Raw genomic sequence first — 16625 nt, 5'->3', positions numbered from 1 at the left:
TGCGGTCAACTTCGCGCATGCTCATGGTCACCAATCCCTGTCCGTGCATCGCTGCCTCCCGTAGCGCCCGGCGAAACTCGGAGCCTACGGGGAGACAGCCTCAGGTGACATCTCTAATCATCGCAAAGGTGACATTACTAATAATGGCCAACACAACAATGTCCGCATAATGATTAGAAAGTCGAATCAAGCTTTAGGCTGCTGTCAGCACGCTGGAACCCAGTCCCGGCGCGGCTTGACGAGTGACAGCAGCAACTTAAAACCCTTGGAAAAAATTTCCAATCCCTTGCGCTTTGCGTCCTCCGCCGCCAGGGTCATCAGAGCGTCGCGGGGGTCAACGCCTGCTTCTTTCGCTAGGACGAGTGCCTGGGCATATTCCGGCAGTCGGTCGCCTCGCACGTAGCGATTCAGCGTGACCTGCTGCATTCCCATGTCTCTCGCCGCCTGGTTGACGCTACGACCGTGTAGCGCCCTTTCGATCAGTTCTCGGTAGCTCATCTATTACCCCACTTTAGTTGGGCATTGTGCTGGTTATACCGCTTGGTTTAGCCTCGCGCTATACCAGTTGGTCTTAGACCGCCTGGCTATGGACCGAAGAATAACCGGTTTACGACCAAAGAGGGGTTGAACCATGATCCGCATCGAAATCGAGAGCACAGAAGTCAAGCAGCGTGGCGGCATCAGCAATGGCCGCGAATGGAAGATTCGCGCCCAACAGGGCTGGGCCTTCCTCTGTGACCAGGCCGGCCAGCCGAACCGCCACCCGACCCGCATTGAGGTCCGCATTGATGAGGGGCAGGCTCCCTACGCCGCTGGTGTCTACACGCTCTCGCCGGCCAGCTTCTGGGCCGACAAATATGGCAAGTTGACCGTTTCCCCGCGGCTGACCCCTGTCGCGGCCAACGTGAAGGCCGCTGCCTGATGCGCGCCGCCTTCCTTCCCCAGCTCGTCGGTCCCGTCTCCCAGGGGAGCACCGGGCCGCCCGAGGCACCTCGGATCGGCGGGAATCAGTAACACCCGCCGATCAGTCTCAATTTGAGACTGACACCTGAATCACCACTTTTTTCATGTGCACGGGCATTCGTGAGGGGAGCATGCAGCCTTCTGTTTTCATTGATTGGATCGACATCTCCCAAGACCACATGGCCGGGGGTCTTCCGATCGTCGCTGGCGGCTTCTTCGACAGGTTCGATGAGGATGCGGCATTCGAATTCCGGTCCTTCCAGCACTACCAGCACAAGGGGTCATACGACAGCACGGTCATCGTGAAGTGTGACGGCAGCCGGGTCAGGCTCTCGGGCAACGTGGGGCGCTTTAACCGCCCTGACAACGTGTTCAACCTGGACTTCGATCAGACCATCAAGAAGGCGAATTGGATTCTCAAGACCTTCGGCCTGCCGCCCTTCACGAAGGGCAGTTTCATGATGCGTGACGGGAAATCCGAGTGGACGGGGGCGAAGCTTTCGGAGCTTCACGTGACAGAGAACCGGGCGACGTTCTCAGAGGACAAGGCCAAAGCCTTTGTCGACTGGATCGCGGATCGGTCGTTCAGCCGGATGAAGTCCGGTGCTTACGGGGGTGAGTCGGCTTGGTTCGGCAATAGCCGCCAGTCGATCATGGCCTACAACAAGGCCAAAGAAATGGCGGACCACGGCACGGCACAGCGGTCCCCACAGCTGTATGAGTACTGCCGTGACTACGGCATCGTCCGCATCGAAATGAAGTTGCGGCGGCGCGCACTCAATGACCTTCATCTCAAGCATCTCGGAGCTATCACCATGGACCGCATCGTCAGCATTTTCCGCGAGAAAACCGCGCCTCTCTTCCAGGCTACCGCTAACCCTGACCTCGAGCTGCTCGAAGCGGTGCCGCAGAAAAGCCGCCTCGTCGCTGCTGCCTGGCTAAAGGGTGTTGACGTCCGCGAGGACATGAGTCGTGCGACCTATTTTCGCCATCGCAAAGTGCTTCTCGAATGCGGGATCGATATCAGCAGCCAGCGCAAGACTGCGACTTTGCATGTCATTCCGAAGGTGATCGAGATGCTGCCGGTTAGCGCTCCGGATTGGTATTGGGGGAGGGCTGCGTGATGTGGCGCGTGGTCTCGCTCCTGGTGATGTCTGCCTTCTCTGAGCGCGCTGCGCTTGAGCTCGTGCGCCGCACGCGGTCGCGGCGTTTGTACGCGCAGTACCGCACTGCAATTCGGTCGCGCAGGTGACGACGGGATGGGCGAGCTCGCGAGCCGGCCCGGCGTTACCGCAGCGCTCGCAGCAATTCCGTTACGTAACGATTTCTCATGCGGGGTGGGCCTGAACAATCCACCTCGTCTTTCCAACCCTAACCTTATGGGGGTCAAGATGTTCAAGTTCGGTAAGAAGGCAAAGCTCGCGGCTCTGGCTGTTCTGTCCACTGCTTCGATGTCGGCGATGGCTGCTGTTCCGGCGGAAGTTACGACCGCTCTGACGGACGCCAAGGCCGACGGCGCTACCGTGGCCGGTGCTGTCCTGGTGGTGATCGTGGGCATCGCGGTGTTCAAGTACATGCGTCGCGGTGTGTGACACATGGATGGGGCTCTGGTAGGCGCGCGTTGTTACGCCAGCCAGGACGATGCTGCTGATGCGTATTACAGCGCAGCGGCCCCATCACAGACGCCGGGGGGTACCACGTACCTCTCGGAGTTTGTGAAGGTGTCCGGGGCATGGAAGCTTAGGCGGTACCAAGTGGACGCGAGTGGGGGTGTAGCGATGCTCTCTGACGCCACAGTACCGGTGATGACATTTCCCACGTGTGACCCTGCAGGGGCGTTCAAAGACGGCATGACGGTAGGGTGGGGCGTCGTCGCTGCAATGGCCGTTGCGTGGGCTGTCGTGCAAGTACGAAGGGGGCTGTGATGCTCGCTACTGAATTCTGGCTCTGGGCCGGGTTCCTGCTGCCGGTGATGCCGGCAGTAATCATTTTCAGGGTGCAATGATGGTTCGCCGGTTGCTGGTGGCGTATGTCCTGGTGCTTGCTGGCGCGCTGCTGTGGGGACGCGTGGAAGCTGCTACGGTGCCTGCGCGCTTGCCTGTGAACGTGGCCTATAACGCCGGGGCCTATACCGTGAATGGTGCGGCTGCTGCCGGTGCGGTGGGTGCCGCTTCTACGGTGTCAGTGAGCGGCGCTATTGCCTCTATCCCGGTTTCGTATCGCTTGGGCGAGCTGGCGGGCTTAGCGGCGCGGACGGCGATTCGTGGGAACGCTATTTCGCTCGGTGTGCAGGTGGTCGCGGATTACTTGCTTCCCTATGGCATCAAGAAGTGTCAGGACAGCGGCTGGTGTAGCGGGGGGACGCCGGAGGTTGCGCCCAATGGCAAGCCTTATCCGGCTGCGGGTGGGTACTGGCAGACCGGTAGCACGCCGGCGTATTACGGGGGAACGCCTGAAGATGCTTGCAGTGCTTTTGCCGTTGGGAATAACTATGCCGCTACTGGGGTGGTGCTGGGGAGCGTCACGCCAAACGGTGGTAGTCGGATTTGTCATTGGTTGAGGAACGGTTCGGATGTGGGTAGTACTGCGGTGCTACCGGCTGCGGGGTGTGCACCGGGTGCTACGTTGTCCAATGGTCAGTGCATACCGGCGGGCTACGTGCCTGCGTTGCCGACAGGGCCTGCAGGGGATTCGGATTGGTCGAAGGTGCCGACCAACCTGCCGGACACGGTGCTGACTGCCGTGATGCAGGAGGGGAGGGTATGGCTACCGGCAGTGCCTGAGGTTTCCACGCAGGTGCAGACGGTCCCGCTGTCGGCGACCTACAAGGATCCGACCACAGGCGAGAGCTATCGCGACTATGCGTATGTCACCGGCAATCCGACCGACCCGCAAACGGCCACGTTGCAGATCGTGAAGACCAAGGTGGATCCGGCCACCGGTAATCCCGTGGTGGATCCCAACACTGGCAATACCACCGGGACCGTCAAGCCCGAGGACCCTTGTGCGGCGAACCCTAACCGCGTTGGTTGCATGGACAAGGGCGATATCCCTGCTGATCCTGATCTGCTGAAGTCTGAAAAGACGATCACGATTACGCCGGACACGGGGTGGGGCGCGGATACGGCGGCCTGCCCGGCCGACATCGTGGTGCCCATGCGGACACGCGGTGCACAGACTGCGGTGTTCTCCTACCAGCCGGTTTGCAAAGCAGCAGACATGTTCCGGCCTGTCGTTCTGGGCCTCGCCTGGGTCGCTGCTGTGTTGATTGCACTTGGGGTCGGTAGGAGGGGTGACTAATGGGCGGGCTTGCAGGCTTCTTGATGGCCCTAATCGGGCCTCTAGCGCGTCAGGCGCTGATATCTCTTGGCATTGGACTTATCACCTTCGTGGGCGTCGATACAGCCGTATCGAGCGCCCTTGGTGCTGCCAAGGGGTACATGGGGCAGGTTGCTGGCGACTATGCCGCGATCCTGGCGCGTGGAGGGCTGTTCACGGCGATGTCGATCATTGCCGGGGGCATCATCGCGCGTGTTTCGATGCTGGTTCTCAAACGGATGGGACGGGTCGTATGAGTGCAACACAACCGATTACGCTGATCACTGCGACACCAGGGGGCGGCAAGACTGCCCTGGCGGTAAAGCTCATGAAAGAGGCCGCCGACAAGGGCCGGCCTATCTTCCAGTTGGGCATTCCCGAGCTGAAGCTGCCGTATATTCCGACGCCTCCGGTGAAGGAGTGGACTGAAAAGCGGATCGACCCGGAGGACCCGGACCAGAATGAACTGGACTATTTCACCTTCCCGGAGAACTCGCTGATCGTCCTCGATGAGGCACAGCGGATTTTCCGGGTGCGCCCGACTGGGGCGAAGGTGCCGGACCATGTGGCGGCTTTCGAGACCGTGCGCCATACCGGCGTAACGTTTCTGCTCATGACGCAGAATCCGACCTTCCTGGACGCGCATATCCGCAAGCTGGTGGGTCAGCATATCCACCTGCGGGATGTGGGCCTGCTGGGCCGGTGGTACTACGAATGGCCCGAGTGTTCCAACCCGGAGACCTTCGCCAGTGCACCGATCAAAAAGAAGTACGTGCTGCCGAAAGAGAGCTTTCCGCTCTACAAGTCATCGAGCCTGCATATCAAGCGCCGGTACACCGTGCCGCCAACGCTCATGATGTTGATCGCGTGTATCGCGCTCGCGCTGTTTCTCGGCTGGCGCATGTACAGCAGCATTCAGCAGAAGACCACACCAGGTGAGGCGGCTCCTGCGGCTGGCTTGCAATCGGTGCTGGGGGCCTCATCGCCAGAGGCTGTTCCTGTGGTGAAGGGTGCAGCAGCTGCGCCGCCGAGCGTTCGGACGAACGATGGCGGAGAGTACTTGGCTGCGTTCGTCCCCGTGGTGTCGGGTCGGCCTGAGAGTGCGCCGGCCTACGCTGAGTTGCGGCAGGTTAAAGCCATGCCGATAGTGGTTGGCGGTGCTTGCACTGCATCGCACTGCAAGTGCTACAACCAGCAGGGCCGCGATGCCGGCCTGGATGAGATGCAGTGCCGCAACTGGCTCAAGAGTCCTCCATTCGACCCGTATCGCGATCCTGTGGCTTCGCCAGTTGACGCCCTTGCCGCGCCCGTTGCCGATGATCAAAGGGCCGCGCAGGGCGTTACCCTGCGTTCTGTGTCCGGTGCCTGATACCGTTCCCGGCGACGCCTTCGGCGGCGACGGGCTACGGCATGTTCACGTCACTCTCGAATTTTCGTTACGGACTGAAATGTAACGGTAATTTAATATTCGTTACGCGTAACGTAAAATACAAGTATTGGACGGGAGATGAATATGCGTGACGTAACGGATAATGTGACGGGCGAGCTCGACGTGGAAGTGAGGCGGGGTCGTGGCCGTCCGCGCAAGGCTGACGCGTTGAGCAATTCCGAGCGCCAGGCCGCCTACCGGGCTCGTAGGCGCGCCGAACGCGTATCGCCGATGCATCGACCTGTTGTCGACGAGGAAGCGCTCCTGGATGTCGCAGATCTCGAAGACGATATGGCTGAGCTGCGCGCTGAACTGGACGCCACCAAGGCCGAACTGGCCGAGGCGCACGAGACGATTGACGAGCTCAATGACGAGCTGATCCCGCTGCGTGCCATGAAGGATCGTATCGACGAGGCGGGCGAGGGCAAGCTGATCTCGGAGCTTGAGCTGGCTCTGGCTGAGAGCCGCCAGCATCGCCAGGACTTGATCGAAGGGAATCAGGACGCGTTTGCCACGATTGCGATGCTGCGTGCGGAACTGGCTAAGTTGAAGGGCAAGAAAATCGTTACGCGCAAGGCAGTAACGAAAAAGGGCGCCTAGCGTTAGGAGTGTCCGCGCCCAGGTCAAGGGCCGATGAACCCAGACCTGCTTATCCTCGCTGCGGTTGTCGAGCGACTCAGCGAGGCTGGCGGGGCCGAGTAGCGGGTAGCACCAGGTGCTTTCGCTTCGAGCTCGTGGCCAGCAGGCCAGCCACCCCTCTACAAGCCGGTTTTCAGCGAAATATCGGTGCGATGTGCTTGGCCAAAAGCAGCATAACCGTCGCGAAACCGCAGAATGCGAGGAGTTTTACTGTCCAGTGCCAATCAACGCCTGGCATGTCAGGCGGGCGCTTTGGTGGCAGATGCTGGACGTGTTGGAATGCGGTTTGTGTGTCCTGCTCGGGCTGCGGTTGCTTCCGCCCGTGGTGCTTGTTGTAGTGCTCGCGCCACCAGTCCCTATCGTAGATTCCCATTCCTGACCCCTTATTGTTTTCCGCATTCTAGCGCCCCAACTGAAAACAACTGGTGCCAAGCTTTCTCGCGCTCGTAGAGGTGAGCGCGGATTGTATCGAGTGTCCATGCAGGTATCGGGCGCCGCCCGGTTTGCCAATCTCGGATAGTTCTGTCGCATCTGCGCAATAGACGTGTTAGATGCTTTCGTGGTAGGCCGCTGGTGTAGTGTTCGAATTCGGATTGACTGACCCAGTGCCTGGACGGGTTTTTCATGACGTCTCCGGCAACAAAAAAGCCAGCACGGTATGGGCTGGCTTTTGCGCTTTCCACCCCCGACGCCGGGGGGCTTGACTGCTCATTTTCTGCTACTGCTTAAAACTCGATTCGACTCGCATAATGATTATTATGTTAAACGAAAGACGTAAGTAGAACCACCACACTCCGTCATCGCTGGTTTGCAATCGCTCTTCCCACCCCACTGACCAAACCAGCCCCGACCTCAGGCCTTGATCTCATTGGTAAGCGGCTCGCCGGACGCGAATTCGCTGACGTTTCGCAGCGTCGTCTGGCAGATCGTCGTCATGGCTTCCCGCGTGAAAAAGGCCTGGTGCCCGGTCACGATGACGTTGGGGAAAGACACCAGACGCTGCAGCACCTCGTCAGTAATGATGGTGCCGGAAAGATCGCGGAAAAACAGGTCTGCCTCCTGCTCGTACACGTCGAGGGCCAGCCCGCCCAGCTGGCCGCTCTTCAGCGCCTCGATCGCCGCCTCTGTATCGACCAGGCCGCCTCGGCTGGTGTTGACCAGCAATGCGCCGCGCTTTGCGCGCGCCAGCGAATCGGCATTGATGATGTGATACGTCTGCGGCGTCAGCGGACAGTGAAGCGAAATAATATCGGCGCTGGTGCCGATCTCACCGGGAACCGCATAGCGAGCACCCAGGGCCTCGAATTCTGGCGACGGAAATGCGTCGTAGCCGATGACTTCGCATCCGAAGCCGACCATGATCCTGGCAAATACACGGCCGATCTTGCCGGTGCCGACCACGGCGACGGTCTTGCCGCAGAAATCGAATCCCATCAGCCCGTCGAGAGAAAAATTGAAGTCGCGGGTACGGTTATAGGCCCGATGAATCTTGCGATTGACCGCCAGCAGCAACGCAACCGCATGCTCGGCAACCGCGTTGGGCGAGTAATTGACAACGCGTACCACCTTCGTGCCAAGGCGCTCCGCGGCTTTCAGGTCGACGTTGTTGAATCCGGTACAGCGCAGCGCCACCAGGTTCGTGCCGCCACGTTTGAGCGCTTCGAGAACGGCGGCATCTGCCTTGTCGTTGACGAAGATACAGACGGCGTCATGGCCTGCGGCAAGGCCGACCGTTTCTGCATCCAGCAGGTCATCGAAGTACCTGAGCTGATGCCCTTCTGCGACGTTGGCGGCATCGAGATACTCGCGGTCGTAGGGCTTGGCGCTGAATACGGCAATTTTCATGGCATGTCTCCCGGAAAGATGGAGGATGGCTCTTCCGAATATCCTGGCCGTCCGGCGCGGCTATCCGCCGGCTAATGCCACGGCGATCTGCGCAAACAGGATCTTTGCAATCGTCATCGAAGGAAAAATCATTGCATAGCCGAGATCCGGCTGGTCCGTCGGGGCGACACGATTGGCGAATGCCAGGATCGCCGGATTTCCCGTCGCGCCGGAAATAACGCCCACGGTGGTGTCGAACGGCAATTTGAAGACCCACAGGCAACACAACGCAGTAATCAGCACCAGCGCCAGCAGGATGACGACGCCATAAAGCAGGAACGAGGCGCCAGTCACGCTGATGGTGGCAAAGAACTTCGGCCCGGAGGCGATCCCGACTTGCGCAAGGAAAATGGTCAGGCCGAAATTGCGCAGGACCAGGTTGGCCGACAGGGGCATGGTCCAGACGAACGGCCCGGATCGGCGGATCTTGCCGAGACAGAGCGCCACTAGCAGTAGCGCGGCCAGCCCAAGGGTCAGCTTGCCGGTTCCCGGAATTGGCAACGGAATCATGCCGGCCAATAGCCCCAAGGCCGCGCCGATGCCAATCGATATAAAGCTCAACTCGGCAGTCCCCTTGATGGAATCGCCGAAAAGTTTGCGCATCGCCTTTACGTGCGCGCGATTCACCAGCAGACCCACGCGGTCGCCAACTTCGAGGATTTGCCCCGGGCCGGGCAGCATGTCCGCATCGCCCCTGCGCAACTGGACAATCGAGCATTCAACGCCCTCGGGAAAGCGGATATCTCCCAGCGCCAGCCCGACCACCGCACGGCTCGACGCGAATACGCGGATATAGTCGAGATCTTCCCGGTGGCTGCTGATTCGTCCCGGTTGCAACTCTCCGATCAGCGCCTCCGATTCCCGGAGTAATGCGGGGTCCGTCGCGGTAGCCAGCAGCACATCGTCTGCCTGCAGGATAAGGTCGTCGGCGGGCAACTGGTTATGGTGTTCGCGGCGCAGCGCGGCAATGGCCACGCCCGCAGGCAGACGCGCCTTCAGTTCGGACATCGGCAGCCCAATGAGGTCGCGGTTCCTCAGGCCGATTTCAGCCATCTCGATGGCCTTTTCCTGCGGGGCCTCGATCTTTGCGTTGAGCACTGCACCAAGGACATAGAGGAAGAGAATCGGACCGGCAACTCCGAAGGGATAGGCCACGCTGTAGCCAACCGCGGCACCGTCTCCATGCATGGCCGCGATGATCGCCTGCAAGGTCGCAGTGCTGGTTCCCGAACCGGCAAACATCCCTAGCGATTCATCGAGCTTGACGCCGAATAGCGGGATTAGCGCCAGGGAAACGAAGCCGGCACCCACGACACCCAGCGCTGCGGCGGCGTTGGCCTTGAGCCCTTTGGCACTGGTCAGGCCTGCAAAAAACTGGCCTCCGTACTGGATACCAATGCCATAGAGAAACAGCAGCAGGCCGAGCGTCCCGACCAGTGCCGGTGGCCCTGCCTTGGGTGCGAATCCCCCGATCGCCAATCCGACAAACAATACGGCTCCCGATCCGAGCGAGACCCCCTTTATGCTGAGTTCGCCGACGATATAGCCGAGGGCAACGGTAAGGAAGAGCGTGAACAACGGCTGGGCTTCGAGCAACGCCTTGACTGCATCCATACCCGGCTCCTTCTGATAGGAAAGGAGGATGCGCACATCGACGCGCATCCGGCTCAACCCAGGTTATTGCGCCCGCCCGGCCTGCTCAATCGGATGAGCCTTGCTCGAAAGGCTTACATCTTCCGGACCCACCCGCATCCATCACGCGTCTCCTGACCAACTACGGGAGTATCTGGAGTTCCGCTTTTCCCGAACGCCTGGAAAGTCGGGAATCGTTGGCCGATCTGGTGAGGGGGTGATCCGAGAGCCCTACCCTTGGCTCCTTCTGCTAGGAGAGTAGACGAAATACCCGGAGCGTCAAATGACGCGCGAGCATCGTGAAGCCCGGATATGCCTTGCCCGCCCGCAACGACGACGCGCCAGCCCGCGGTCAGGACCAAAGTCCAATATCCCCGCCCTGCCAGCCGCCCTACCCTGAGGCAATACGAACGAACATCAACGTGAACGCGTCTCCCTGATTGTTACGTCCGGACCCGATCCCTGGTTGGATCGGCACTCACGGAGGATGCGACCATGACCGAGGAACACGGTAGCGCCGACCAGGCCCCCAGCCAGGGGGAGCCGTCGCGCTGGCGTACGATCTTTCCTCCCGCGCAATGGCTGGCCACTTATCAGCCACAGTGGCTGGCGTATGACGTCGTGGCCGGAGTGACACTGGCCGCCTACGGCATTCCCGTGTCGCTCGCCTACGCGTTGCTCGCCGGCCTGCCACCACAAAGCGGCATCTACTGCTATCTGGCTGGTGGCCTTTTCTACGCCCTGTTCGGGTCGTCACGCCAGCTTGCGATCGGCCCCACCTCGGCGATATCGATGCTTGTCGGCGCCACGGTGGCGGGCATGGCGGACGGCGATCCCGCGCGATGGGCATCCATCGCGGCGCTGACGGCGATGCTCGTTGCCGGCATGTGCCTGCTGGCGTGGCTGCTGCGATTGAGCTCGCTCGTCAACTTCATCAGCGAAACCATATTGCTAGGCTTCAAGGCCGGCGCGGCGCTGACCATCGCCCTGACGCAGTTGCCCAAGCTGTTCGGGGTCAAGGGGGGCGGCGAATTCTTCTTCGAGCGTGTCGGCATACTGATCGGCCAGATACCGCATACCAACCTCGCCGTATTCACGTTTGGCGTTGCCGCGCTCGTGGTGCTTCTGCTTGGGGAAAAATTCCTGCCAGGGCGACCGGTTGCGCTGTTCGTGGTCGTGATCTCGATCGTCGTGATGTCCGTCACGCCCCTGGGTCAATCCGGCTTCAGCGTGGTCGGCGCATTGCCACAAGGCCTGCCCGAGTACCACATGCCCGGGCTGCGCGCGCGCGACGTGGATGGCGTTGTTGCCCTGGCGTTCGCGTGCCTGCTGCTGTCTTATGTCGAGAGTGTCTCCGCTGCGCGCGCGCTGGCGCAGGCGAACGGCTATGAGGTCGATCCGCGTCAGGAATTCCTCGGGCTGGGGGCGGCAAACCTGGCCGCAGGTCTTTTTCAGGGCTACCCCGTCGCCGGCGGACTGTCCCAGTCCTCGGTGAATGACAAGGCCGGCGCCAGGACGCCGCTTGCGCTGGTGTTCGCTTCGATCACAATCGGTCTGTGCCTGATGTTCCTGACTGGCTTGCTGGCCAACCTGCCGAACGTGGTTCTCGCGGCCATCGTGCTGGTTGCGGTCAAGGGATTGATCAACATCCCGGAACTGCGTCACGTTTGGCGCGTAAGCCGTTTCGAGTTCGTCGTATCGATGGCGGCGTTCGTCGCCGTACTGCTGCTCGGCATTCTCAAGGGCGTGATCGTGGCGGTGCTGGTCTCGATGCTGTTGCTCATTCGCCGCGCCGCCCACCCGCACGTGGCCTTTCTCGGCCGGGTCCCCGGCACCCGCCTCTACTCCGACCTCGAGCGCAGCCCCGACAATGAGTCCGTTCCCGGCGTACTGATTTTCCGTGTCGAGGCGTCGCTACTTTACTTCAATACCGAGCACGTGCGCGCCGCAGTCTGGCAGCGAATCCGCGACATTGGAAGGCCGATCGCACTGGTGATTTGCGATCTGTCCAGTGCGCCCATAGTCGATCTTGCGGGCGCTCGCATGCTGGCGACACTGCACGCGGATCTGAAGATCCATCAGATCGATCTGCGCGTGGTGGCCGCGCACGCGACCGTACGGGACATGCTGCGTGCCAATCAGCTGGAAAAGCTCGTTGGCGACTTCGAACGCCGAGTTTCCGTGGCCGACATGATCGACGAATATCTGGGCAACCCTGACAAGGGCATTCCGAAGGAAAGCGGGCCGCAGTCGGTCTGAAAGACCCGGCTCGGCCGCGTGGATTGCACAGGCTACGGAAGGCTGCTTTCTGAGCCCTCCTCCATCAGATGCAACGTGACCACCCGCAAGGTGGCGTCGTCGGGGCATTGCGTGTCGGCGAAACCGAGCCTGTGGGCCAGACCCCGCATCGAGCTGTTCGAGGCAAGCACATAACCCTCCATGGTCCGATACCCCCGCGCCCGGGCAGCACCGATCAGCACCTGCAACAGGCTTCGCGCGAGCCCGATTCCGTGCCAGTCATCGCCGACCGTCACGCCAAACTCGCAGATATCGCTACCAGCCGCCGCTGCGTAGCGAGCGCTGCCGACAATGCACTCCGCCTCGGCATCCGCGGTGACCGCAACCAGCGCGAACGCACGATCCGGCGCCGGATGCGTCGCCGACTCTAGCATCGCCTCCGGAAGATCGCGCATGGACGCCATGAAACGCGTATATCGGGAATCCGCGGAAAGGCGATGGAAGGCCGCCTGCAGCGCGGCCTTGTCCTCCGCCTGAATATTGCGCAGCACGACCTGCCTTCCATCGCGCAAAGTCACGCGGGCCGGCAAGGCGTCGGCGTCGGCAAATGGGTCGTTCGGCATGAGGGCCTCCCTTGTGCAGCGACGGGGCATCGAGCGGTCAGGGCAGCTCGGATGCGATCCTGGGATCGGGGGACGACAGTCGTCAGCACCGCTCCGGGATGTACCGGTAAGGATAGTCCGGCTGCCGGCAGCCACCCGCCTTCGGCCGCTCCGGCGGCTTCACCGTCTTGCCAGGCATCCGAACCTGTCACACGGGCTGATCTCCTAATTCAAGGGTTGTTTTTCTCCGACCCTTTTCTCGCATCACCACGTATACACTGGCTAACGCATCAAAAATACTCGTAGCAATGCCCTGATACCAGATCCCCAGGAATTCCGATTCATAGCTCCCGCCAGAAACTGAGAATTTCAGCGCCATAAAACCGCTGACAGACAAGGCCATGGCTCCGGCAAATTGTCCCACGGTGTTGATAATGCCCATCGTAAAACCCGCCGAGCGAACCGACCAGATTTCCGCTGCCGATGCGCTGATCAATGGGAAGATATGGCGACACCACTGACAAAGGACAGCACCATCAACAGGAACGGCGTGGGGATGCGGAGAGCAGGAAGAACAGCGCTGCAATCATCAGCAAACCTATGCCGATGCGCGGGATATTGCGTTTGAGCAGCCGATCCGAGATCTTTCCGACGACCGGCGTACCGAATACACGACCCAGGACATAAAGTGTTGCCATGAAGCCGCCGGCAATGATGGTCGACTCTTTCGACATCCCCTCCTGCTGGATATAGAAATCAGTGGCATAGAGCGGTAGCCATCCGGGGACCAGACGCGTCGCCACCATATAACATGAACTTTCAGGCCGAACCATTTCGCCAATACTGAAGTAATGGGTACATAGCCTGCGGCCGCGACGCTTCGACGTGCAGGTGGTGGCGCAACCGTGGGAGCTGGAAGTGGATGCACGGCGAGCCGCGCTCGACGTGCCAATTTACGGATGAGTGATCAGGGTCGCCCGGATGCGACCCTGGGATCGACGGACTGATTGTCGTCAGTAGCGTTCCGGGATGTACCGGTAAGGATAGTCCGGCTGCCGGTAGCCGCCCGCCTTCTGCCGCTCCGGTAGCTTCACCTTCTTGCGAGGCATGTGCTCGTAGGGAATCCTGTCCAGCAAATCGCGAATGATGTTGAGGCGCGCTCGGCGTTTGTTGTTCGAGTTGACCACAGACCACGGCGCATAGTCGGTGTCGGATGCGGTGAACATGTCGTCGCGGGCACGCGAATAGTCATACCAGCGGCTGTAAGACTTCAGGTCCATGTCGGTCAGCTTCCAGATCTTGCGGCCATCGTTGATGCGGGATTCAAGGCGCCGCGTCTGCTCTTCCGCGCTGACTTCCAGCCAGTATTTGATCAGGATGATGCCGGACCCGACGATGGCTCTCTCCACCAGCGGCACCGCATGCAGGAAGGACTCGGCCTGCTCCTCCGTGCAGAACCCCATGACCCGCTCCACGCCGGCGCGGTTGTACCAGCTGCGATCAAAGATGACCACTTCACCGGCCGCGGGGAGGTGTGGCAGGTAGCGTTGCACATACATCTGCGTCTTCTCGCGATTGGTCGGCGCCGGCAAGGCAACCACCCGGAAGACGCGCGGACTCACGCGTTCGGTGATGGCCTTGATGGCGCCGCCCTTGCCCGCGCCATCGCGCCCTTCGAAGACGATGCAGATCTTGCAGCCGGTTGCGATCACCCATTCCTGAAGCGCCACCAGTTCCGCATGCAGGCGGGAGAGTTCCTCTTCGTATGACTTCCTGCTCAGCTTCTGGTCGTCATCGGGCTGCCCAGTGGACTCCACGACCAATTCCGCTTCCGCGCCACGCTTCTTGGCTTTTGCCATGATTTTTCTCCCACGGTGCCGCTAGCACGCTGCAATGGATTGCGTAGCGTAGTCCCACTGGCCGAGTCAGTCCTTGATCAACCTCTTCTGCCAGTCTCCTTCCTTCTGCTGGCAGTACCAGCCTGTCCAGCGCTCGGATTTCCCGGTTTGCCTGAGATCGCTGCGAATCTTGCGGCAACGGTCGCCCTTGTCGGTCTTGGTCTTCAACGGCGTGAACGTACCCTCGGTGGCCTTCCCGCCCGCACTGGCCGGCAGGCTGAAGGGCACGCTGCGGCCATCTTCGGTATCGGAGAGCGTGGAATTGAACGTTTGCTTCAGTGCCGCGAACTGTTCCTTGTTTAGGGTGCCGATGATGGTGCCGTTCAGGAAGTGATCGAAGTATGCAAACGCAGGCCAGGCCAGGGCGGCCAGCACGGTGGCGCATCCCAGGCGTTTCATGCAGATGGATGACATGGCCGACTCCTACGAATATTGCCGGTGCCCTCCCCGTTTCACTAATTGAATCGTTCCGCGAGCACCAGCGCGTTGATCTGATGGCCCTTCCAGAACATGCCGTGAATGCGCGGCGCCAGCTTCCGCAAGGTATCCGGATCCAGCGCATGAAAGGTCAGCGTCGCGGCAGGCCGCGTGCCATCGCCTTCCGCACGCTCGATCTCGTCGAATGCCGGCAGGCCATACTTCAGGAGAAATTCCCGGATATCCTCGTCCGTGGCCCCGGGATCAATGTTTGAGAGCATCAGCAAAGCCATGATTGATCTCCGCTACCTGTCAATCAGCGATCGCGTGTGCCTGGCGATCATCAGTTCCTCTCGGGCTGGATGATCCACAGTCTGGATCAGACCCTTGGCTGCGGCCTAGACCGCACTTTTCAGGGAGCCAGTCATGCCGCAGGCATGGGCACCACCTTGCGGGACGCGCGGGCTCCTTCCAAGGGTGTATCCCGGGGCAGGTGATGACAATTGGACCAAAGTCCAACCCGTCGGCAACGCCAGCCGCAACATCGTGTCGCCGGACGCATTCCGGCAAAACGATCAGGTCGACGCGCGCTCCACGATTCGGAATCCCACGTCGATCACCGGCTGCGCAATGGCTTCCCCACGGCACCTGTCCAGCAACAGCCGAGCCGCGAGCGTGCCGATGGACGCACCGTCAACCTGCACGGTGGTCAGGGACGGATCCGTATGCGCGGCAAAATCCGCATCGCCGAATCCGCAAATGGCAAGATCCTCGGGAATACGCAGGCCCCGCGCGCGCGCTTCCACCATGACGCCCTGCGCAAGCTGGTCGGAGCTGCAGAAGATCGCTTCGATATGCGGGTCCTTTGCCAGCAGGTCGGCCAGCGCCTGCCGCCCCAGTGCCAGGCTGCTCGGTGCCGGCACCACTGCCGTCGGCACGTCATGGCCGACCGTCGTGAGAAATCCCTCGCGACGCACCGAGGCACGCTGATCGTCGCCGGTGGCAATCCCCAGCCGCCGCCATCCCTTACCCAGGAAAAATCCTGCGACGGCGCTACCCACTTTCACATGCGAGAAGCCCACCGCCATGTCGACGGGTCGATCGCTCAGGTCCCAGGTTTCCACCACCGGAATGCCTGACCGGCGCAGGCGGTCGCGCGATACCTGCGAATGGATCAGCCCCGTGACGACGATGCCGTCCGGACGGCGGCTGATCATCGTGCCAAGCAATGCCTCCTCGCGCGCGTGGTCATAGCCGGTCTGCCCCAGGATCAACTGATAGCCGGCGGCGTCCAGCGCGTCCGTCAGCGCCTTGACCGTCGGCAGAAACTGCGCGACGGCGATATTCGGCACGAGCGCGGCCACCATCAGGCTCTTGCGCGACTTCAGTCCCCCGGCCAGGAGATTCGGAATGTAGCCCGTCGCCTCCACCGCTAGGCGGACGCGCGCGATAGTCTTCTCGGACACCATCCCGGGGTTGCTGATCGCGCGGGACGCGGTGATCAACGAGACGCCCGCCTCGCGCGCCACGTCATGCAGCGTCACGGATTTCGGTGCATTGGTATCAGTCATGCGGGTTCGGAATCAGGGTAAATCTCTAGGGATG

18 protein-coding genes are annotated in these 16625 nt (G+C 61.0%); 8 read left to right on the top strand and 10 right to left on the bottom strand.

Annotated features, from left to right (window positions below):
- Nucleotides 1-204: 204 nt before the first annotated feature.
- Nucleotides 205-498 (bottom strand): helix-turn-helix domain-containing protein, encoded by a 294-nt coding sequence (locus tag AC1DOX_RS27275; protein ID WP_477101597.1) that lies wholly within the window; start codon nucleotides 496-498, stop codon nucleotides 205-207.
- Between the two features lie 133 nt (nucleotides 499-631).
- Between AC1DOX_RS27275 and AC1DOX_RS27270 the strand changes: the two genes are divergently transcribed.
- The 7 genes from AC1DOX_RS27270 (at nucleotide 632) to AC1DOX_RS27240 (ending at nucleotide 6310) form a co-directional block, all read left to right on the top strand.
- Complete coding sequence (locus AC1DOX_RS27270) at nucleotides 632-922, top strand: single-stranded DNA-binding protein (RefSeq protein WP_477101596.1); 291 nt, start codon at nucleotides 632-634, stop codon at nucleotides 920-922.
- A gap of 172 nt (nucleotides 923-1094) precedes the next feature.
- Complete coding sequence (locus AC1DOX_RS27265) at nucleotides 1095-2087, top strand: phage/plasmid replication domain-containing protein (protein WP_477101595.1); 993 nt, start codon at nucleotides 1095-1097, stop codon at nucleotides 2085-2087.
- A gap of 135 nt (nucleotides 2088-2222) precedes the next feature.
- Complete coding sequence (locus AC1DOX_RS27260) at nucleotides 2223-2555, top strand: major capsid protein (protein WP_477101594.1); 333 nt, start codon at nucleotides 2223-2225, stop codon at nucleotides 2553-2555.
- A 409-nt stretch (nucleotides 2556-2964) separates the two neighbouring features.
- The gene (locus tag AC1DOX_RS27255; protein ID WP_477101593.1) at nucleotides 2965-4263 is read left to right on the top strand and encodes a virulence factor TspB C-terminal domain-related protein; all 1299 of its coding nucleotides are present in this window, start codon (nucleotides 2965-2967) and stop codon (nucleotides 4261-4263) included.
- Nucleotides 4263-4538 (top strand): DUF2523 family protein, encoded by a 276-nt coding sequence (locus tag AC1DOX_RS27250; RefSeq protein ID WP_477114074.1) that lies wholly within the window; start codon nucleotides 4263-4265, stop codon nucleotides 4536-4538. The genes AC1DOX_RS27255 and AC1DOX_RS27250 overlap by 1 nt, the downstream gene beginning before the upstream one ends.
- Nucleotides 4535-5650: a zonular occludens toxin domain-containing protein gene (locus AC1DOX_RS27245; RefSeq protein ID WP_477101591.1), complete on the top strand. Its 1116-nt coding sequence runs from the start codon at nucleotides 4535-4537 to the stop codon at nucleotides 5648-5650. Before AC1DOX_RS27250 ends, AC1DOX_RS27245 begins: the two co-directional genes overlap by 4 nt.
- Before the next feature lie 144 nt (nucleotides 5651-5794).
- Nucleotides 5795-6310, top strand: coding sequence for a hypothetical protein (locus tag AC1DOX_RS27240; protein WP_477101590.1), 516 nt, complete (start codon nucleotides 5795-5797; stop codon nucleotides 6308-6310).
- Between the two features lie 891 nt (nucleotides 6311-7201).
- Here the strand turns inward: AC1DOX_RS27240 and AC1DOX_RS27235 are convergent.
- On the bottom strand, nucleotides 7202-8194 hold the full coding sequence (locus AC1DOX_RS27235) for a 2-hydroxyacid dehydrogenase (protein WP_441623249.1): 993 nt from the start codon (nucleotides 8192-8194) through the stop codon (nucleotides 7202-7204).
- A gap of 60 nt (nucleotides 8195-8254) precedes the next feature.
- On the bottom strand, nucleotides 8255-9847 hold the full coding sequence (locus tag AC1DOX_RS27230; RefSeq protein ID WP_441623247.1) for an aspartate:alanine exchanger family transporter: 1593 nt from the start codon (nucleotides 9845-9847) through the stop codon (nucleotides 8255-8257).
- Between the two features lie 513 nt (nucleotides 9848-10360).
- Here AC1DOX_RS27230 and AC1DOX_RS27225 point away from each other — a divergent pair.
- Complete coding sequence (locus tag AC1DOX_RS27225; RefSeq protein WP_477114073.1) at nucleotides 10361-12124, top strand: SulP family inorganic anion transporter; 1764 nt, start codon at nucleotides 10361-10363, stop codon at nucleotides 12122-12124.
- Nucleotides 12125-12156: 32 nt separating this feature from the next.
- Here the strand turns inward: AC1DOX_RS27225 and AC1DOX_RS27220 are convergent, their stop codons facing one another.
- The 7 genes from AC1DOX_RS27220 to AC1DOX_RS27190 form a co-directional block, all read right to left on the bottom strand.
- Nucleotides 12157-12726, bottom strand: coding sequence for a GNAT family N-acetyltransferase (locus AC1DOX_RS27220; protein WP_441623243.1), 570 nt, complete (start codon nucleotides 12724-12726; stop codon nucleotides 12157-12159).
- 187 nt (nucleotides 12727-12913) lie between these two features.
- The gene (locus tag AC1DOX_RS27215) at nucleotides 12914-13147 is read right to left on the bottom strand and encodes a hypothetical protein (protein WP_441623241.1); all 234 of its coding nucleotides are present in this window, start codon (nucleotides 13145-13147) and stop codon (nucleotides 12914-12916) included.
- 94 nt (nucleotides 13148-13241) lie between these two features.
- On the bottom strand, nucleotides 13242-13511 hold the full coding sequence (locus tag AC1DOX_RS27210; protein ID WP_441623239.1) for an MFS transporter: 270 nt from the start codon (nucleotides 13509-13511) through the stop codon (nucleotides 13242-13244).
- A 207-nt stretch (nucleotides 13512-13718) separates the two neighbouring features.
- A complete protein-coding gene (ppk2, locus tag AC1DOX_RS27205) occupies nucleotides 13719-14564 on the bottom strand; it encodes a polyphosphate kinase 2 (RefSeq protein ID WP_441623237.1) in 846 nt (281 codons plus the stop codon).
- Nucleotides 14565-14630: 66 nt separating this feature from the next.
- Nucleotides 14631-15017 carry a hypothetical protein gene (locus tag AC1DOX_RS27200; protein WP_441623235.1) on the bottom strand — a complete coding sequence of 129 codons (387 nt, stop codon included), beginning with the start codon at nucleotides 15015-15017 and terminating at the stop codon, nucleotides 14631-14633.
- A 41-nt stretch (nucleotides 15018-15058) separates the two neighbouring features.
- A complete protein-coding gene (locus AC1DOX_RS27195) occupies nucleotides 15059-15313 on the bottom strand; it encodes an RNA-binding protein (protein WP_441623233.1) in 255 nt (84 codons plus the stop codon).
- Between the two features lie 282 nt (nucleotides 15314-15595).
- Nucleotides 15596-16591 (bottom strand): LacI family DNA-binding transcriptional regulator, encoded by a 996-nt coding sequence (locus AC1DOX_RS27190; RefSeq protein ID WP_092133588.1) that lies wholly within the window; start codon nucleotides 16589-16591, stop codon nucleotides 15596-15598.
- Nucleotides 16592-16625: the final 34 nt, after the last annotated feature.

This window comes from Cupriavidus sp. 01L415 (assembly GCF_056400065.1).
This window is presented reverse-complemented; position numbering and strand designations above follow the sequence as displayed.